The following is a 20,138-nucleotide window of genomic DNA, read 5'->3' on the forward strand; positions in this document are numbered from 1 at the left end:
TACCTCAGTGACCGTAAGTTCTTGGTTTGGTGTAGTAGTCGATCAACGGCACACACATATTGGCAAGCAGAACGGCGAACGCAACGCCATCTGGGAAGCCACCCCAACTACGAATAATGAATACCAACGCGCCGATCAGAGCACCGAAAATTAAGCGACCTTTCACGGTCGTTGATGCCGAAACAGGATCGGTTGCGATAAAGAATGCGCCTAACATCGTTGCACCTGAAAGTAGGTGGAAGATTGGTGACGCGGTTTCTCCCGGCATGATCAAGCTAAACACGGTACTAAACAGTGCCAAGCTGCCTAGGAAACCAACTGGAATGTACCATTGGATGATGCGCTTTTTGATCATCACTAGACCACCAACCAAGTAAGCTAGGTTTACCCATTGCCAACCGATACCCGCAAGTCCACCAAACATTGGCTGTGATAGCACCTCACTTGGCGTTGCACCAGTATGAATACCAGTTTTGAATGCATCTAATGGGGTTGCCATTGTCACGCCATCCACGCCGGCACGAACTTGTTGTAGCGACAAACCATCAAAGTCATAGCCAGTGAAGATCAGAGACAACGCATCTGCAAAAGTCACGTGCTCAGACATCAATGAAACAGGCGCGCTCCAACTTGTCATTTGGACAGGGAAGGAGATGAGCAATACAACGTAAGCGACCATCGCTGGGTTAAATAGGTTTTGGCCAATACCACCGTATAAGTGCTTCGCAATAACGATTGCAAAAATTAAACCGATAACCATGATCCACCAAGGAGACCATGGTGGGATTGCTACGGCTAATAGCCATGCTGTCACAATGGCACTGTTATCACGCAGCGCACGCATTGGAGAACGCTTACGCACAAGCATGACTAATGCTTCAAGTGACACTGCGACCGCGATAGCGAACACGAGTTGAATGATGGTGCCCCAACCAAAGAAGTAGGTTTGAGCCACTAAGCCAGGAATAGCGCACAGGGCTACCCATTTCATTAAATCAGGCGTGCTGCGACGGCTGTGAGCGTGTGGTGAACTGGCAATAAAAAACGACATTACTCGTTCTCCTCAGTATTGTTCTTATTCGCTTCTTGCTGAGCTTTGCGTGCTTTAGCGCGCGCAATGGCTGCGGCAACAGCTGCTTTCTTTGGATCCACTTCCGGCTCTTCAGAAAGCGTTTCTTCAACAGATTCTGTTTGTGCTTCTTGCTGTGCTTTACGTGCTTTGGCACGAGCAATGGCGGCGGCAACAGCAGCTTTCTTCGGATCCACTTCTGGTTCTTCAGAAGGAGCTTCCGCTTCAACCGATTCTGTTTGTGCTTCCTGCTTCGCTTTACGTGCTTTGGCGCGAGCAATAGCAGCGGCAACCGCGGCTTTCTTCGGATCCACTTCTGGTTCTTCAGAAGGCGCTTCCGCTTCAACCGATTCCGTTTGTGCTTCTTGCTGAGCTTTGCGCGCCTTAGCGCGAGCAATGGCTGCGGCAACCGCTGCTTTCTTTGGATCTTCAGCTTGTTCAGCAGGTGCTTCTGTTTCTGCAGGTTCAGTCGAGCCTTCTTGCTGAGCTTTACGTGCTTTAGCACGAGCAATAGCTGCGGCAACAGCAGCTTTCTTTGGATCTTCAGCTTGTTCAGCAGGTGCTTCTGTTTCTGCAGGTTCAGTCGAGCCTTCGTGCTGAGCTTTACGGGCTTTAGCACGAGCAATGGCTGCGGCAACAGCGGCTTTCTTCGGATCTTCAGCTTGTTCTGCAGGCGCTTCCGTTTCTACAGATTCAGTAGAACCTTCTTGCTGAGCTTTGCGTGCCTTAGCGCGAGCAATGGCAGCGGCAACAGCGGCTTTCTTTGGATCTTCAGATTGTTCTGCAGATGTTTCCGCTTCTGCAGATTCCGTAGAGTCTTCTTGCTGAGCTTTGCGCGCTTTTGCACGAGCAATGGCTGCGGCAACAGCGGCTTTTTTCGGATCTTCAGCTTGCTTAACAGGTGCTTCCGTTTCTACAGATTCGGTCGAATCTTCTTGTTGTGCTTTTTTCGCTTTAGCTCTGGCGATAGCTGCCGCGACGGCTGCTTTCTTGTCACCGGCTTCAGCAGGTGTTGATGCGTCTTCTTGTTGAGCTTTCTTCGCCTTAGCACGGGCAATGGCTGCTGCAACCGCTGACTTCTTGTCGTCAGCATTATCTGTCGCTGCGTCGCCTTGTTCTTTTTGCGCTTTGCGTTCGCGAGCAAGACGTTTGCGTTCTTCGCGTAGCTTCGCCATTTCTGAGTTATCAGGCTCGGCTGCGCCAGATTGAGCCGCTGCAGCTTGTTTCGCTTTTGCTTTGGCAATCGCGGCTGCAACCGCAGGTTTCACTGCTGGCTCGGCTTTCGCTTCAGTATTCTCTTTTTGTGCTTTCACGCGAGCGATGGCTGCAGCAATCGCATCGTCACCGCCAGAGGCTTTCATGTCTTTACGACGATCATCCGCGGCTTTCTTAAAGCGATTTTCACGTTCTGCTTTTTCGCGTTCCATACGCGCTTTCTTCTCTTCAAAGCGCAGCTTAGCTCGTTCAGCTGCTGCGGCTTCTTGAGCGCGTGTACGGATTTCAGCTTTCGCTTGGCGATAGTATTGAACCAGCGGAATTTCACTCGGGCACACAAATGCACACGCGCCACATTCAATACAATCTTTAAGGTTCAGTTCTTCCAGCTTTTCGTATTCTTGGCTTTTTGCATACCACTGAAGCTGCTGTGGCAATAGCGATGCAGGGCACGCTTCCGCACATTGGCTACAACGGATACATTCCATTTCGTATTGGTCAGAAGCGATCTCTCGACGCTTAGGTGCCAGAATACAGTTTGCCGTTTTAGTGATAGGAACCTGAGCGTGGGGGAGGGTAAAGCCCATCATTGGACCACCCATGATCAGGCGCTGCAGTTTCTTATCTGCTTTGTAGCCAAACTCATCTAAAAGTGCTTGTACTGGCGTACCAAGTAGCGTCCAAACGTTACGTGGTTGCTTGAAGGTCTTACCCGTCAGAGTCACGATGCGATTGACTACAGGTTCGCCATCGATCACTGCACGTTTAATTGAGTAGAGAGAACCAACGTTTTGAACCAGGATACCAATATCTGCAGGGATAGCGCCGCTAGGAACTTCTTTGTTGGTCAAAATCTTGATGAGCTGCTTCTCACCACCAGAAGGGTATTTGGTTGGGATAACGCGGATCACGATGTCTTTGTTCATCGCCGCTTGTTCCAGCGCTTTGATTGCTGCTGGCTTATTATCTTCAATACCAATGATGGTCAGTTTTGGCTTAAGGATATGCTCGACGATCTCGATACCTTGGATCAGTTCGTCTGCATGTTCCTGCATGAGTTTGTCATCGGCGGTGATGTAAGGTTCACATTCAGCCGCGTTAACGATAAGAATTTCGGTACGTGCAATACCCGATTGGATCTTCTTAGCTGTTGGGAAGCCTGCGCCACCCATGCCAGAGATACCAGCAAGACGAATCACGTCGATCAACGCATCTGCAGATTCTTGGGTGTAATCGGCTACTGGCGTTTTCTCACACCAAGTATCGTTACCATCTGGCGTAATCACTGCGCACAGTTCGCTTAAACCCGATGGGTGCGCAACAGTGCGTGGCTCAATAGCTGTTACTTGCCCAGAAGTTGGAGCATGAACAGGAACGGTGAAACCACTGTCTGACGCCGTTAGCTGTTGACCTTTCAACACTTTGTCACCAACAGCAATCAATAGGTTACCTGCTTTACCGATGTGTTGTTTTAAAGGTAGGACGATTTCCGACGGAATGGCTGCATGAACCAATTCAGTTTTGTTGGATTGCTTTTTGTTTTCTGCCGGATGCACGCCGCCTGGGAAATCCCATAGCGAACCAGTACGAATTTGTTCAATCAAAGACAACATACGAAACCTTATTTAATTGAATCAGCCACGTTCGCTGCATTGGCAGCATCCGTAATGTTAACCACTGGAATGGCGTTAAGTTTCCATTTCCAGCTCTCTGTGGTGGTTTCCACAGGAATCATTTCAATACAGTCAGTTGGACAAGGCGCAACGCACAAGTCACAACCCGTACATTCGTCTTTGATCACGGTATGAAGGGCTTTAGTACCACCAACAATCGCATCCACAGGACACGCTTGGATACACTTGGTACAACCGATACACATGTCTTCATGGATGAAAGCAACGGTTTTGACTTTGTTGTCGAGATCGTGTGCCGACTCTTCCGCTTCAACGCCCATCAGATCTGCCAGCTTTTCGATCGTCGCTTGGCCACCCGGAGGACACTTATTGATTTTGTCGCCGTTAGCGATCGCTTCGGCGTATGGACGACAACCAGGGTAGCCACACTGACCACACTGAGTTTGCGGGAGAATAGAGTCGATTTGATCGACAATTGGATCCGCTTCGACTTTGAAGCGAATCGATGCAAAACCGAGTATTGCCCCGAAGACAGCGGCGAGGGCAGCAAGAGCGATGATCGCAATTAAAATCGTACTCATCGTTTACTTCACCAAACCTGTAAAGCCCATAAAGGCAAGAGACATAAGGCCTGCGGTGATCATCGCAATCGATGCGCCTTTAAATGGCACAGGTACATCAGCTGCAGCAATACGTTCACGCATTGACGCAAATAGGATCAGTACCAAAGAGAAGCCAACCGCTGCACCAAAACCGTAAATGATCGATTCGATAAAGTTGTGGTTCTCATTGATGTTAAGTAGAGCAACACCCAGAACCGCACAGTTCGTTGTGATCAGAGGTAGGAAGATACCCAACAGACGATACAGCGTCGGGCTGGTTTTGTGCACGACCATTTCGGTGAACTGTACCACAACAGCGATCACCAAAATAAAGCTCATGGTTCGTAGATATTCGATGCCCAGTGGACGCAAAACATAGCTTTCCACCAAGTATGCACACACAGACGCGAGCGTTAGTACAAAAGTTGTAGCTAAGCCCATGCCAATTGCTGTTTCCAGTTTTTTAGACACGCCCATAAAAGGACACAAGCCTAAAAACTTCACCAGTACAAAGTTGTTCACCAGCACAGTGCCGACCAACAACAAAATATATTCGGTCATAGTTATTACGTTCTTAAAATCCGATCCCAATATTATCGTGTTTTGTGACACCAATAACAACCAGAGAACGGTGTGGTTTTATGCACCCGATGGAAAATTATACGTGTATGTGATGTGAGCGGATGAATTAATAAGAAATTGAAAAGTTTGGTGAATGGTTGTTAACAAAGAAAAACGCAATTACCGCCACTGATTTAACGCACGCGTTGTTGATGGTTTTGGTATCACTTCGTATGGTTCGCCAGAAACGACAAAAGCTCATACCCCTAATGAGTTAGAGGCATGAGCTTTGATTATTTTACAATCTCGCGATTACAGTTTTTCTGTGAAAGTTCGGCTGATCACGTCTTGTTGTTGCTCTCGAGTTAGCGAGTTAAAACGTACCGCGTAACCAGACACTCGAATCGTCAACTGAGGGTATTTCTCTGGATGTTCAACCGCATCCAATAACATCTCTCGGTTAAGAACGTTAACGTTAAGGTGTTGACCACCTTCAATCGCAATGCCCTCGTTGCTCGCTTCGTGATGGAAGTAACCATCCATTAGCGCGGCTAGGTTTTTCTTCTGACTTAATTCATCTTTACCCAGTGCGTTAGGCACAATTGAGAAGGTGTAAGAAATACCATCTTTCGCGTAAGCAAACGGCAGTTTAGAAACCGATGCCAAAGACGCAACCGCCCCTTTTTCATCACGACCGTGCATTGGGTTTGCACCCGGGCCAAAAGGCATACCTGCGCGACGGCCATCTGGTGTATTACCCGTTTTTTTGCCGTAAACCACGTTAGATGTGATCGTTAGGATCGATTGAGTTGGCACTGCTTCGCGGTAGGTGTGCATCTTCTGAATTTTCTTCATGAAGCGCTCAACCAGATCACAAGCGATGTCATCAACACGGGCATCGTTGTTACCAAATTTTGGATAATCACCTTCGATTTCAAAATCAACGGCGATGCCATCTTCATCACGAACAGGCTTCACGGTCGCGTATTTAATTGCCGCCAAAGAGTCAGCGACAACAGACAGACCTGCAATACCACACGCCATAGTGCGGTGCACGTCGCGATCCATCAATGCCATTAGTGATGCTTCGTAGCTGTAACGGTCATGTGAGTAGTGGATGATGTTCAACGCTGTGACATATTGCGTTGCTAGCCATTCCAACATGTTGTCGAAGTGTGGCATCAAAGCGTCAAAGTCGAGAATTTCATCTTGAACTTTGTCTACGACTGGACCAACTTGCGCTTTCGATTTTTCATCGATACCACCATTGATGGTGTAAAGCAGCGCTTTTGCAAGGTTGGCACGTGCGCCAAAGAACTGCATATGCTGACCAACAATCTGCGGGCTCACACAACATGCAATTGCGTAGTCGTCATTATCGAAATCAGGACGCATGAGATCGTCGTTTTCGTATTGAACAGAAGAGGTATCAATCGACACTTTTGCCGCGTATTGCTTGAACGCTTCTGGCAATTGCTCTGACCAAAGAATCGTCATGTTTGGTTCAGGAGCAGGGCCCATCGTATGAAGTGTATGTAAGTATCGGAATGTCGTTTTAGATACGAGCGTACGGCCATCAACACCCATACCTGCCATCGCTTCTGTTGCCCAGATTGGGTCGCCAGAGAACAATGAATCGTATTCCGGTGTACGAAGGAAGCGAACCATGCGCAGTTTCATGATAAAGTGGTCGATCATCTCTTGCGCTTGTGATTCATCAATCAAGCCATTTGCGATATCACGTTCTAGGTATACGTCTAGGAAAGTCGATGTACGACCTAATGACATTGCTGCGCCATTTTGTGATTTAACTGCCGCCAAGTAACCAAAGTAGGTAAATTGAATCGCTTCTTGCGCTGTTTTTGCAGGTAGCGACATATCAATACCGTATTTCAAACCCATTTGACGAATGTCTTCAAGCGCTTGAACTTGGTCTGCAATTTCTTCACGTAGACGAAGCGTTTTCTCAAGATCGCCACCGCGCTCTAGGAAAGTTTGTGTCGAGTTGTATTGCTCTTTTTTGTCCGCTTTTAAGTAGTCGATACCGTAAAGGGCGATACGACGGTAGTCACCAATGATACGACCACGGCCATAGGCATCAGGAAGACCGGTGATGATGCCTGATTTACGACACGCCAGAATTTCTTTGGTGTAAAGGTCGAAACACGCTTTGTTGTGAGTTTTACGGTATTCAGTGAAGATCTTTTCGACTGCTGGATCCAATTCGCGACCATAAACTTCGCACGAGTTTTTCACCATGCGAATACCACCATTAGCGATGATTGCACGTTTTAGAGGCTGATCGGTTTGTAAGCCAACGATCTTTTCTAGATCTTTGTTGATGTAACCCGCATCGTGAGAAGTAATCGTTGATGGCAGATCGGTATCGAAATCAACAGGAGCGTGTGTGCGGCTTTCTTGTTTAATGCCTTCAAGCACTTGGTTCCATAATGCTGAAGTAGATGCGCTAACCTCGGCTAAGAAGGACTCGTCTCCCTCATATGGTGTGTAGTTTTTTTGGATGAAGTCACGAGTGTTGACAGAGTTTTGCCATTCACCAGAAGTGAATCCAGCCCATGCTTCTAGCATATCAGTCGTCGGAATAGTCATTAGTAAATCCCTAAGTTATTGATAAATAGAATGGAGGCGACGAGTAGGACGGAACCATTCTTAACCCTGTCAATCGTATGGATTTACTATCTATGAGTAAAATGAATGCTTTTCATTTTTTGAATGATTAATTTGCATTAATCTGAAATTCAATGGCTTATGTATTTAAATTGCCTTGAGATATGCAAATTTATTGTTGATACAGTGAACTTGTGGGTGAATTGATAGTAAAAGCTGCTGACGAAAGAGCTTAAGTTAGTCGGACTTACAAAGAGACGTATTGATGAAACGATACAGCGCCTATCTTGATGTTAACATTCAAGAAGGGCAGATACGAAAAAAGCCCAGTTTTTCAACTGGGCTTTTCGGGAATTTGGCTCCTCCTGCTGGATTCGAACCAGCGACCTGCGGATTAACAGTCCGTCGCTCTACCGACTGAGCTAAGGAGGAATTGCTTTGCTTGAAAGCGGGTCGAATCTTACCGAGCACCTATATTTCTGTCAACACCAAAAATACACATTTCTAGCAAAAAATAGTGCTTTTTTTTCTTTACTTTTTTGTATGCCTTATCAGTAAAGGGCTGGAGTTAGTTATCCACCAAAATTGTGGATAAGTATGTTGATGAGATCTGAGTAAAGATCTTTTATATGCAACAGCGCTGAGTTGTTTTGAATTTTTAATCAGAAATATGCACTGAATAATCATATAAAACAGTGATTTATTTAATTCGACGCAAAATTGCTTAAAGTGGATAAGATTTGGTCTTTTGGGGATAAAGGATAATATTGGGTGTTTCTGGGGAAAAGTTGTGGAAACTAAATTGTGATGATTTGGGGACGTTCATCAACTAGGGCGAAAGACTATAACAGAGTCGCCTGAGTAAGGCTAGATCAAAGTAAAGAAAGCGCAAAAATTAATTATAATGAGCTATAAATCTAAAATAGACGTAGATTTCATCTAACAAGGTGTATATATACAGCCAAAGTGCAGTAAATTTAAGGAAGGGTATGAGTAAAGTTTATGAACTGGTCTCTGAATATCAACCATCCGGTGATCAGCCAACCGCGATTAAGCAGTTGTTAGAAGGGTTAGATGCAGGTCTTGCTCATCAGACATTATTGGGCGTAACTGGCTCTGGTAAAACATTCACACTGGCAAATGTTATCGCAGAAGCACAGCGACCAGCGATTCTTCTTGCCCCTAACAAAACCTTAGCTGCTCAATTGTACGGCGAAATGAAGTCTTTCTTCCCCAATAACGCGGTGGAATACTTTGTGTCGTACTACGACTACTACCAACCAGAAGCGTACGTTCCGACCACGGATACCTTTATAGAGAAAGACGCTTCAGTTAACGCGCATATTGAACAAATGCGTTTGTCCGCTACAAAAGCACTACTAGAACGTAAAGATGCCATTATTGTCGCATCGGTATCGGCTATCTATGGTTTGGGTGACCCTGAATCGTATCTACAAATGATGTTGCACTTACGTCGCGGTGATGTGATTGATCAGCGCGATATGCTACGCCGTCTTGCAGAGCTGCAATACTCACGCAATGACGTTGCATTTGAACGTGGCCAATTCCGTGTTCGAGGTGAAGTGATTGACATCTTTCCAGCCGAATCAGACCAAGATGCGGTACGCGTAGAGATGTTTGACGATGAAGTCGATTGCATCAGCGTATTCGACCCATTGACTGGCGTGGTCAAGCAGCGCGACTTGCCGCGTTATACTATTTACCCGAAGACGCACTATGTGACGCCGCGTGAGCGTATTCTTGATGCCATTGAAAGCATTAAAGACGAGCTTGAACTACGTAAGAAGCAGCTTCTGGATAACAACAAACTTCTAGAAGAACAACGCATCAGCCAACGCACCCAATTCGATATTGAGATGATGAACGAATTGGGTTTCTGTTCAGGCATCGAAAACTATTCACGTTACTTGAGTGGCCGTGCTGAGGGTGAGCCGCCACCGACACTGTTTGATTATTTGCCTCACGATGGTTTGCTGATCATCGATGAGTCCCACGTGACAGTTCCGCAAATTGGTGCCATGTACAAAGGTGACCGTTCACGTAAAGAGACGCTGGTGGAGTTTGGTTTCCGCCTACCTTCTGCATTGGATAACCGTCCGATGAAGTTCGAAGAGTTTGAAGCAATTTCTCCGCAGACGATATTTGTGTCGGCGACACCGGGTAACTATGAGCTTGAAAAATCAGCCGATGAAATTGCTGATCAGGTGGTACGTCCGACAGGTCTGCTTGACCCAGAGTTGGAAGTACGTCCGGTAGCGACTCAGGTTGATGATTTGTTGTCTGAAATTCGAATTCGAGCGGCGAAAGATGAGCGCGTTCTGGTGACGACGTTAACCAAGCGTATGGCAGAAGACTTGACCGAATACCTTCATGAGCACGATGTGAGAGTTCGTTATCTTCACTCAGATATTGATACGGTAGAACGTGTTGAAATTATTCGCGACCTTCGTTTAGGCGAGTTCGATGTGCTGGTGGGGATCAACTTGTTACGAGAAGGTTTGGACATGCCAGAAGTTTCACTAGTGGCAATCCTAGATGCGGATAAAGAAGGTTTCTTGCGCTCCGAACGTTCACTGATTCAGACCATTGGTCGTGCGGCTCGTAACATCGAAGGCAAAGCAATTCTGTACGCGGATTCGATCACTAAGTCGATGAAGAAAGCGATGGACGAAACGGATCGTCGTCGTGAGAAGCAAAAAGCGTACAACGCAGAGATGGGTATTGAGCCTCAGGCCTTGAAGCGCAATATTAAAGACATCATGGAATTGGGTGATATCACTAAGTCGAAGCGTCAGCGCAATACTAAGCAAGTGCCGCTATCGAAAGTAGCAGAACCTTCGCAAACCTACGAGATTATGTCTCCGCAGCAGTTGGAGAAAGAGATCAGCCGTTTGGAAGCAGCGATGTACCAACACGCCCAAGACCTTGAGTTTGAGTTGGCAGCCCAAAAACGTGATGAGATAGAGAAGTTGCGCGCTCAGTTCATTGCCAATAGCTAATTCAACGCGCCTTATAATACCCAAGTGCTTGTGTCTACAGACGGTGCTTGGGCATTTTATTATTCCCTGTTCAACAGACAAAAAAGAAGCCAATAGGCAGTCGGGTCTATTGGCTCGTTTTGTGAACATGTCGTTCACTAACAACGTCAGTTGGCTAGGTGACCCGAGGGGTCATTATTTATACAGCATGGTTTGTGCCATTATTTAACCTGTTGATATTCGGTTTAATTTGGTTAGAATACCCACAATCCAACAAATGATTATTTGCAAAATGCAAAGCGTAATGCGATTATTATTTAAAACACAACAAAAAATCGGCTAGGCTATGCAACAAATAACAGAAGGTCAAAAGTCTCGTTATCTACTAATGGTAGAAGACACCGCATCCGTTGCGGCATTGTACCGTTCTTACCTGACGCCTCTCGGCATCGATATTAATATTGTTGGAACAGGCAGAGACGCCATCGAAAGCCTGAACCATCGAATTCCCGATCTGATTCTGCTCGATCTCCGCTTACCTGATATGACGGGGATGGACGTATTGCACGCGGTGAAGAAAAGCCACCCAGACGTGCCAATCATCTTTATGACAGCTCATGGCTCTATCGATACTGCGGTAGAAGCGATGCGTCATGGTTCTCAAGACTTCTTAATCAAACCATGTGAAGCCGACCGTCTTCGTGTCACGGTGAACAACGCAATTCGCAAAGCAACCAAGCTTAAGAATGAAGCGGATAACCCGGGTAACCAAAATTACCAAGGCTTTATTGGCAGTAGCCAAACCATGCAGCAGGTTTATCGCACCATTGACTCCGCAGCGAGCAGTAAAGCGAGTATTTTTATCACGGGTGAAAGTGGTACCGGTAAAGAAGTGTGTGCCGAAGCCATTCACGCAGCAAGCAAACGTGGTGATAAGCCGTTTATCGCTATTAACTGTGCTGCGATCCCGAAAGATCTGATTGAAAGTGAATTGTTTGGTCACGTAAAAGGCGCGTTTACCGGTGCTGCGAATGATCGCCAAGGTGCGGCCGAGCTTGCCGATGGTGGCACGCTGTTCCTTGATGAATTGTGTGAAATGGACTTAGATCTTCAAACTAAGTTATTGCGCTTTATCCAAACGGGTACTTTCCAAAAAGTGGGCTCTTCAAAGATGAAGAGTGTCGACGTGCGATTTGTATGTGCGACCAACCGCGACCCCTGGAAAGAAGTGCAAGAAGGCCGTTTCCGTGAAGACTTGTACTACCGTTTGTACGTGATTCCTTTGCACCTTCCACCGTTGCGTGAGCGCGGCGAAGACGTGATTGAAATCGCGTACTCGCTACTGGGTTATATGTCTCACGAGGAAGGCAAGAGTTTTATCCGTTTTGCACAAGATGTGATTGAACGTTTCAACAGTTACGAATGGCCGGGTAACGTTCGTCAGTTGCAAAACGTACTGCGTAATATCGTTGTACTGAACAACGGTAAAGAGATTACGTTGGACATGCTGCCACCACCACTGAATCAACCGGTGGTTCGTCAATCAATTTCAAAATTTATTGAACCTGAAATTATGACGGTGTCAGACATTATGCCGCTTTGGATGACTGAAAAAATGGCCATCGAGCAGGCGATTCAGGCGTGTGACGGCAACATTCCACGCGCCGCGGGCTACCTAGATGTCAGCCCCTCGACGATTTATCGCAAGTTGCAAGCTTGGAATAGCAAGGACGAAAAACAGAACGTATGAGTACGGACGTATTAAATCAGCAAAAAATTGAAGAACTCTCTGCCGAAATTGGCCGTGATAATGTTCCTGTTTTGCTCGATATTTTTCTTGGGGAAATGGATACCTACATCAGCAACCTATCCACTCTTGTAGGTACTGAGCAGTTGGTTTACTTAAAAGAGATAAGCCACGCGTTGAAGAGCAGCGCAGCGAGTTTTGGTGCTGATCGATTGTGTGAACTGGCTATTGCCATTGATAAGCAAGCCAAAGCAAATCAGTTGGCAGAGCAGGGGAGTGAAGTTGGTGAGATGCTCGATTTATTGCATGTGACTCGCGATACTTACCGCTCTTGGACAAAGTAACCAACTCAGATAACCAAATAAAGCAATAACAGCCGTTTATAAACAAGAAGCCCTTCCGATGTAGAAGGGCTTTTTTATGAACTTTGCTTAATGATGGTTAATCAGTGAGTAACTGGCTCTCAATGGCAAGCTTCAGCTTTTCACGGTCGTGACGCCAATCGCGGTTAGTAGACGCTAATGATTCAGTGACCACGTTCCAGTTATCTAGAACTTCTTGTTCAGTCTCTTCGGCTAATACGACATCTATTTTTCTGCCTTGGCAAGCGCGCTCACACCATTCAAGCTTTTGCTTCAGAGTCATTCGACCTGCAGGACCATATTCTGGGCTTAAGTTCGCCACAAAAATGACTTTTGCTTTTTGGTTAGCGGCAATCGCTTTACCAAGTTCTGGCAATAGTAGTGGAGGCATGATGCTTGTTAAGAAGCTGCCAGGGCCAAGAATAATTACGTCCGCTTCTGCCAGTGCAGTCACGGCTTCTTTCGTCGCAGGAACTTCTGGTGACAGATCGAGACGACGCAGATCGGTGTCCATCTCATCAACGTTGGTTTCACCCGTCACCCACTGCCCATCCACTGATAACGCGGTGAGGTCGGAAGGGTGCTCAGACATAGGAAGAATGTGAACGTCCACTTTGAGCATGTTACGGATAAGATTGATGGCATCGAGAGGGCGTACCGATAGGTTATCCAGTGCGGTCAGCATTAGGTTACCGAGGTTGTGTCCGTCGAGTTCACCTGTACCTTTAAATCGGTATTCGAACATCATCGAACTGATCGATGGCTCGGTGATTAACTGATTGATACAGTTGCGCGTGTCACCCCAAGCAATGCCACCCTGACAATGACGAATACGGCCAGTTGAACCACCGTTATCGGTTGTCGCCACAATGCCCGTTGCATTGCTGCCAAAATCTTTTAACGCCGCCAACATACGGCCCAAACCGTGACCACCGCCAACTGCGACCACTTTCTTATCGGTGTAGATATTCATTACGTTCTTCTAATAATCTTGTAAAAAACGACTACAATTTAACTTAATGAGTGCCAAAGGGGTACTCACTAAGCGGTAAATTGTGTTTCTAGAGAGTTTTTTATCACTCAAGTCTGGATTCCATTACAAATATTAAGTATTTTACACGGCAAAGCTATCAGGGGTTTACCTCCTCTGGTTGCCATAACTCCGAGCTCACTATGCTAAGTCTTAGGATAAGCGTCTTGAGCCAGTGACATACTGTCACAAGGGCATACTTGGAAATGATTATGCCTCCCGTGTTTGGAAAGGTGTTCCGTGGCGCAACAATTCGAAGACAAATTTCATCGTAAGTTCTATTACTTGCGTCTGTCAGTGACTGACGTTTGTAATTTTAAATGTACCTATTGCCTTCCTGACGGCTACAAGCCATCGGGCAATAAGAACTCGTCATTTCTTTCTCTCCCAGAGATCAAACGTGTTGTAAAAGCGTTTGCAGATTGTGGTACCTCAAAGGTACGTATCACAGGTGGTGAGCCGAGTTTACGCAAAGACTTTACTGACATTATCCACTCAGTAGCAACCACGCCGGGTATCAAAAAGGTCGCGACAACGACCAATGGCTACCGTATGGCAAAACAAGTTGCTGACTGGCGTGAAGCTGGCTTGACCAACATCAACGTGAGTGTGGATAGCCTTGACCCACGTATGTTCCATCAGATCACAGGTGAAAATAAGTTCACTGAAGTGATGAATGGTATCGAACGTGCATTTGAAGTGGGTTATGAGCAAGTCAAAGTTAATGTGGTACTAATGAAAGACCTCAACCACAACGAGCTACCTGCTTTCCTCAACTGGATTAAAGACCGTCCTATCCAACTGCGTTTTATCGAGCTAATGCAGACGGGAGAAATGGATGATCTGTTTGCTAAGCACCATGTTTCTGGTGTCGCTATCCGCAATCAATTAATTGCCAATGGTTGGTTACTCAAAGTACGTTCTCACAATGATGGCCCTGCACAGGTATTTGTTCATCCAGATTACAAGGGTGAAATTGGCCTGATCATGCCATACGAAAAAGACTTCTGTGAGAGCTGTAACCGACTTCGTGTCTCCGCTTTGGGTAAACTGCATCTGTGTCTGTTCGGTGACCATGGCGTGGAACTGCGTGACCTACTAGAGCGTGACGAGCAAGAAAACGAATTGATTGAACGTATTCAAGCGCAGCTGCAAACGAAATCCGTGAGTCACTTCTTGCACGATGGCAACACAGGTATGACGCCACATCTCGCGTCTATCGGCGGTTAATTCCAATCAGATTTCACATCGGGAGCTGACGTGGCTTTCGATGATTTTTTCCAGAATCGATACTCTGCGTATCAAAGCAAAAATAGAGAATAGGTGAACAAATGGGTCACGCTGAAAGCAAATTTCAACCTGCAAACATTGCCGTTCTGACGGTATCTGACACTCGTACTGAAGAAAACGACACTTCTGGTGGTTACCTAGTTGAACACGCAAAAGAAGCGGGTCACAACGTAGTAGATAAGCAGATCGTTATCGATGACATGTACAAGATCCGCGCGATCGTTTCTCAATGGATTGCAGACGAAAATGTACAAGCAATCATGATCACTGGCGGTACGGGATTCACTTCACGTGACAGCACACCAGAAGCACTTAAGCCACTATTTGATAAAGAAGTAGAAGGTTTTGGTGAACTATTCCGTTTGGTTTCTTACGAAGAGATTGGTACTTCAACCATTCAGTCTCGTGCGATCGCTGGTTTCGCTAACCACACTGTTATCTTTGCAATGCCAGGTTCTACTGGTGCGTGCCGTACTGGTTGGACGAAGATCATCAAGCAACAGCTAGATGCAAGCCATCGTCCTTGTAACTTCATGCCACACCTATCTGTATAACCTTTCCTAAAAGCGAAGGAAAAACAATGACCCAATTTACACATATCAACGCGTCTGGCGAAGCTAACATGGTGGACGTATCAGCAAAAGCGGAAACCGTTCGTGAAGCACGTGCTGAAGCGTTTGTACACATGGCTCCAGAAACACTGCAACTTATTGTTTCAGGCCAACACCACAAAGGTGATGTGTTTGCGACGGCTCGTATTGCTGGTATTCAAGCTGCTAAGAAGACATGGGATTTGATTCCTCTTTGTCACCCTCTGTTGCTTTCTAAGGTTGAAGTTCAACTGGAAGCTATCGAAGCAGAAAACAAAGTACGTATCGAATCTGTATGTAAGCTAGCGGGTAAAACAGGCGTAGAAATGGAAGCGCTGACGGCGGCTTCAGTGGCGGCGTTAACGATTTACGATATGTGTAAAGCGGTGCAGAAAGACATGGTTATTGAACAAGTTCGTCTTCTAGAGAAGACGGGCGGTAAATCTGGACACTTCAAGGCGGAATAATGATTAAAGTACTTTTCTTTGCTCAAACGCGAGAGCTAGTTGGTATGGATGGTCTAGAACTTGAAGGCCAGTTTGATAATGTCGAAGCCATTCGAGCTCACCTTGTTGAGTTAGGTGCTGACAAAGAAGGCAAGTGGGATTTAGCGCTAGAACCAGGTAAGTTACTGGCAGCGGTAAATCAGTCTATCGTGCCTTTAGATACCGCAGTGAAAGCGGGCGATGAAGTTGCCTTCTTCCCACCGGTAACAGGGGGCTAATATGGATCCTCGTGTTTCTGTACAAGCTGAAGACTTTTCGGTCGATCAAGAGTACCAACGCCTATCAGAAGGCACGTCTTCTGGTGCGGTAGTGACCTTCATCGGTAAAGTTCGTGATATGAACCTTGGCGACAACGTGATTGGTCTTCACCTAGAGCATTATCCGGGTATGACGGAGAAAAGCCTGATCGACATCTGTGATGAGGCCGAATCACGTTGGCCTTTGTTAGGCGTTCGCGTTATTCACCGTATTGGTGATCTCGATACTGGTGACCAAATCGTTTTTGTTGGTGTGTCTAGTGCACATCGTGGTGCGGCATTTGATGCTTGCGAGTTCATTATGGACTTTCTAAAGACCAAAGCACCATTCTGGAAAAAAGAGCGCACTACCAGTGAAAACCGCTGGATTGAGTCTCGCGATACCGATCATCAAGCTGCACAGCGCTGGGAAAAGTAGGGCAGTTTTTTATTCTGCTAGCAAATCGTTCAAAGCCAGATGTTAATAGCGTCTGGCTTTTTGTTTTTTTAGCGCAAAAAGCGAGCTCATTTTCTACTCTCACTTGCCGTCAAAACCACCATTTTTCCTCTCTTTCTCCTCTCGGTGACCTTGTTCACAATAAAAAATATCGAACGAGATATATGCAATTATTAATTAGACTCAATGTGTCATAAATGTTAATTTTTGTACATATATCTAGCATAAGATGCTATCAAAGAGTTTGAATTTAGATTTATCGAAAGTTTTGCCTGTCAAATGACCATGCGAATCTGTATTTCTCTACTCAATACTTTTTGTGCGGTATTTATTGCTAAATATGGGCACTATTTACAGAATTATTAGTTTTTTTGCTACATTTTTATGGCAAATTACTTCAATGGTTGCTAATGTGTGCCGCAGTCTTTGTAAGGTTTTAGTGTTTTGTGCTCAAAAAGTGCGCTAAAAAATTCTAAAATTCTGACCGTTCCAGTCCCTTGCAGAGAAGTCATGGATGCTAATGAAAAACTTGGAGTTTTACGCATGTATAAGAACAAAATCACCCAAGCCCTTCTTCTAGGTGCTGGTCTGGCAGTGGCTGCCTCTTCTACTACCGCTTTCGCTGCTGACGTTCCAGCAGGCACTAAACTTGCTGAGAAACAAGAAATCGTTCGCGGTAACGGTACCGAAGTTGCAACAATTGACCCGCACAAATCTCAAGGTGTTCCAGAGTCGCATGTGATTCGTGATCTCCTTGAAGGCTTAGTGAACCAAAATGCAGACGGCGACACTATCCCTGGTGTAGCTGAGAGCTGGGAAACCTCAGACAACAAAACTTTCACTTTCCACCTACGTAAAGACGCTAAATGGTCTAACGGCGATCCTGTAACAGCACAAGATTTCGTTTACAGCTGGCAGCGTGCAGTCGATCCTGCAACCGCTTCGCCATACTCTTGGTACATGGAATACACCAAGATGAAAAACGCGAAAGACATCGTTGCAGGCAAAAAAGACAAGAGCGAGCTAGGTGTTAAAGCGACAGACGACCACACTCTTGTGGTTGAGCTAGACACAGCGGTTCCTTACTTTGTAATGATGGCTGGTCACACAACAATGAAACCAGTACACAAAGCGACAGTTGAGAAGTTTGGTGATCAATGGACGAAACCAGAAAACTTCGTAGGTAACGGCGCTTATGTAGTAAACAACTGGGTTGTGAACGAGCGTCTAGAGCTTGTTCGTAACGAACAGTACTGGGATAACGACAAAACTGTTATCAACAAAGTAACGTACCTTCCAATCGAAAACGGCGTTGCTGAAATGAACCGTTTCCTATCTGGTGAAATCGACTTCACGTCTAAACTGCCGACTGAGCACTTTAAGCGTCTGAAGAAAGAGCACCCAGAGTCAGTATCGGTTGAGGGCAGCCTGTGTACTTACTACTACTCATTCAACACTAAGAAAGAGCCTTTCAACGACGTTCGCGTTCGTAAAGCGATTTCTTACGCAATTGACCGTAACATCGTAGCAAACGCGATTCTTGGCCAAGGCCAGAAGCCTGCTTACTTCCTAACGCCTGAAATCACTGCGCACTTCAACCCTGAGCTTCCAGCTTACGGCAAGATGACGCAAAAAGAGCGTAACGAAGAAGCGGCACGCCTATTGGCAGAAGCGGGTTACGGCAAAGACAACCCTCTTAAGTTCTCTCTTCTATACAACACAGATGAGAACCACAAGAAACTAGCAGTAGCGCTTGGTTCTATGTGGAAGAAAACTCTAGGTCTAGATGTAACACTAGAAAACCAAGAGTGGAAAACTTACCTATCTACGAAAGACCAAGGTGATTTCGAAGTAGCACGCGCTGGTTGGTGTGGCGACTACAACGAAGCATCTTCATTCCTAACCCTTATGGTTAGCTCGAACACAACTGGTGGTCAGCACTGGGGTAACAAAGAGTACGATGCTCTGATCGACAAAGCGATTAAGTCGACTTCAGAAGAAGAGCGTACCAAGATCTACCTAGAAGCTGAGCAACTGATGGCTCAAGATATGCCTATCGCGCCTATCTACCAGTACGTTCGTTCTCGTCTACTAAACCCGCACGTTGGTGGTTTCCCTGCTAACAACGCGGAAGAAAAGATCTACACCAAAGATCTTTACATCAAAGCAGACTAATTAAAGTCGCTTCAAGACTATAAGAATAAGGCCCACACGTCCCAACAACGGGACGTGCGGTGCCTATCATCAATTTTTTTAACTGTCACAGACTGAAAGAGTGAGTTTATGCTTAAATTCATCGCAAAAAGGATATTTGAGGCGATCCCAACAATGTTGGTTTTGATCACCGTATCTTTCTTTCTTATGCGTTTCGCACCGGGTAACCCATTCTCGAGCGAGCGTCCATTACCGCCAGAAGTTATGGCGAACATTGAAGCCAAATACGGCCTAGATAAGCCAGTATTTGAGCAGTACACCACGTACTTGACTAACGTTGTCCAAGGCGACTTTGGTCCTTCATTCAAATACTTAGATTACACAGTAAACGAGCTAATCTCGGTAGCACTACCAGTATCGGCGAAGGTGGGTTTCATTGCCTTTATCTTCACGGTCATTCTGGGGGTGACGATCGGGACCATAGCCGCGCTCAAACAAAACTCGTGGCTTGACTACACCATAATGTCTACAGCGATGCTTGGAGTAGTAATGCCATCCTTCGTGTTGGCACCGGCTTTGATTTACTTGTTCTCGCTCCACTGGAATTTATTCCCTGCAGGCGGTTGGCATGATGGCTCATGGCAATATTTGGTGCTGCCAGTGATTGCAATGTCACTGCTTTATGTCGCCACGTTTGCTCGTATCACTCGTGGTTCAATGATCGAGACATTGAACAGTAACTTTATCCGTACTGCCCGTGCGAAAGGTCTAAGCTACCGGTACATCATCCTGAAACACGCATTAAAACCAGCCCTGCTTCCTGTAGTGTCTTACATGGGACCTGCGTTTGTTGGCATTATCACCGGCTCGGTAGTTGTTGAGACCATCTTTGGTCTGCCAGGCATTGGTAAGCTGTTTGTAAACGCAGCCTTCAACCGTGACTACTCGCTAGTAATGGGTGTAACCATTTTGATTGGTTTCCTATTCATCTTGTTCAACGCTATCGTTGATATTCTGCTAGCAATGATTGACCCGAAAATTCGCTACTAACAGGGAAG

The 20,138-nt window shown here is 46.1% G+C and carries 16 protein-coding genes, 1 tRNA gene and 1 riboswitch; of the genes, 10 read left to right on the forward strand and 7 right to left on the reverse strand.

Annotated features, from left to right (window positions below):
* Nucleotides 1-4: 4 nt before the first annotated feature.
* The 6 genes from rsxD to A9237_RS13565 all read right to left on the reverse strand — a co-directional run bounded on the left by rsxD (nt 5) and on the right by A9237_RS13565 (nt 8,141).
* Nucleotides 5-1,051, reverse strand: a complete 1,047-nt coding sequence (gene rsxD / locus A9237_RS13540) for an electron transport complex subunit RsxD (RefSeq protein WP_009707287.1) — start codon at nt 1,049-1,051, stop codon at nt 5-7.
* On the reverse strand, nt 1,051-3,897 hold the full coding sequence (gene rsxC / locus A9237_RS13545) for an electron transport complex subunit RsxC (protein WP_078608362.1): 2,847 nt from the start codon (nt 3,895-3,897) through the stop codon (nt 1,051-1,053). The genes rsxD and rsxC overlap by 1 nt, the downstream gene beginning before the upstream one ends.
* 8 nt (nt 3,898-3,905) lie before the next feature.
* The gene (gene rsxB / locus A9237_RS13550; protein WP_078608363.1) at nt 3,906-4,499 is read right to left on the reverse strand and encodes an electron transport complex subunit RsxB; all 594 of its coding nucleotides are present in this window, start codon (nt 4,497-4,499) and stop codon (nt 3,906-3,908) included.
* 3 nt (nt 4,500-4,502) lie between these two features.
* On the reverse strand, nt 4,503-5,081 hold the full coding sequence (gene rsxA, locus A9237_RS13555) for an electron transport complex subunit RsxA (protein ID WP_005425202.1): 579 nt from the start codon (nt 5,079-5,081) through the stop codon (nt 4,503-4,505).
* A gap of 312 nt (nt 5,082-5,393) precedes the next feature.
* Entirely contained in the window at nt 5,394-7,691 is a 2,298-nt protein-coding gene (gene pflB / locus A9237_RS13560) for a formate C-acetyltransferase (RefSeq protein WP_078608364.1), read from the reverse strand.
* 374 nt (nt 7,692-8,065) lie between these two features.
* Nucleotides 8,066-8,141, reverse strand: a tRNA-Asn gene (locus A9237_RS13565).
* A 557-nt stretch (nt 8,142-8,698) separates the two neighbouring features.
* On the opposite strand from A9237_RS13565, the gene uvrB reads away from it, so the two are divergent.
* From uvrB to luxU, 3 genes are all read left to right on the forward strand, one after another.
* Nucleotides 8,699-10,729: an excinuclease ABC subunit UvrB gene (uvrB, locus tag A9237_RS13570; RefSeq protein ID WP_078608365.1), complete on the forward strand. Its 2,031-nt coding sequence runs from the start codon at nt 8,699-8,701 to the stop codon at nt 10,727-10,729.
* Nucleotides 10,730-11,054: 325 nt separating this feature from the next.
* Nucleotides 11,055-12,458, forward strand: coding sequence for a quorum-sensing sigma-54 dependent transcriptional regulator LuxO (gene luxO, locus A9237_RS13575; RefSeq protein ID WP_005439670.1), 1,404 nt, complete (start codon nt 11,055-11,057; stop codon nt 12,456-12,458).
* The gene (gene luxU, locus A9237_RS13580) at nt 12,455-12,799 is read left to right on the forward strand and encodes a quorum-sensing phosphorelay protein LuxU (protein ID WP_078608366.1); all 345 of its coding nucleotides are present in this window, start codon (nt 12,455-12,457) and stop codon (nt 12,797-12,799) included. Before luxO ends, luxU begins: the two co-directional genes overlap by 4 nt.
* A 97-nt stretch (nt 12,800-12,896) precedes the next feature.
* On the opposite strand, the gene A9237_RS13585 is transcribed toward luxU, so the two are convergent.
* On the reverse strand, nt 12,897-13,790 hold the full coding sequence (locus tag A9237_RS13585; RefSeq protein ID WP_078608367.1) for a YvcK family protein: 894 nt from the start codon (nt 13,788-13,790) through the stop codon (nt 12,897-12,899).
* 175 nt (nt 13,791-13,965) lie between these two features.
* Nucleotides 13,966-14,099, forward strand: a riboswitch (molybdenum cofactor riboswitch).
* Between A9237_RS13585 and moaA the strand changes: the two genes are divergently transcribed.
* From moaA to oppB, 7 genes are all read left to right on the forward strand, one after another.
* Entirely contained in the window at nt 14,088-15,077 is a 990-nt protein-coding gene (gene moaA / locus A9237_RS13590; protein ID WP_005439665.1) for a GTP 3',8-cyclase MoaA, read from the forward strand. Its footprint overlaps the riboswitch before it by 12 nt.
* Nucleotides 15,078-15,178: 101 nt before the next feature.
* Nucleotides 15,179-15,691, forward strand: coding sequence for a molybdenum cofactor biosynthesis protein B (moaB, locus tag A9237_RS13595; RefSeq protein WP_005433210.1), 513 nt, complete (start codon nt 15,179-15,181; stop codon nt 15,689-15,691).
* Nucleotides 15,692-15,717: 26 nt separating this feature from the next.
* Nucleotides 15,718-16,194, forward strand: coding sequence for a cyclic pyranopterin monophosphate synthase MoaC (gene moaC / locus A9237_RS13600; RefSeq protein WP_005439664.1), 477 nt, complete (start codon nt 15,718-15,720; stop codon nt 16,192-16,194).
* A complete protein-coding gene (gene moaD, locus A9237_RS13605) occupies nt 16,194-16,451 on the forward strand; it encodes a molybdopterin synthase sulfur carrier subunit (RefSeq protein ID WP_078608368.1) in 258 nt (85 codons plus the stop codon). The genes moaC and moaD overlap by 1 nt, the downstream gene beginning before the upstream one ends.
* 1 nt (nt 16,452) lies before the next feature.
* A complete protein-coding gene (gene moaE / locus A9237_RS13610; protein ID WP_009707279.1) occupies nt 16,453-16,908 on the forward strand; it encodes a molybdopterin synthase catalytic subunit MoaE in 456 nt (151 codons plus the stop codon).
* A 561-nt stretch (nt 16,909-17,469) separates the two neighbouring features.
* Nucleotides 17,470-19,101, forward strand: coding sequence for an ABC transporter substrate-binding protein (locus A9237_RS13615; RefSeq protein ID WP_009707278.1), 1,632 nt, complete (start codon nt 17,470-17,472; stop codon nt 19,099-19,101).
* A 108-nt stretch (nt 19,102-19,209) separates the two neighbouring features.
* The gene (gene oppB, locus A9237_RS13620; RefSeq protein WP_005433208.1) at nt 19,210-20,130 is read left to right on the forward strand and encodes an oligopeptide ABC transporter permease OppB; all 921 of its coding nucleotides are present in this window, start codon (nt 19,210-19,212) and stop codon (nt 20,128-20,130) included.
* Nucleotides 20,131-20,138 lie beyond the last annotated feature (8 nt).

Source organism: Vibrio owensii (assembly GCF_002021755.1).
GTDB lineage: Bacteria > Pseudomonadota > Gammaproteobacteria > Enterobacterales > Vibrionaceae > Vibrio > Vibrio owensii.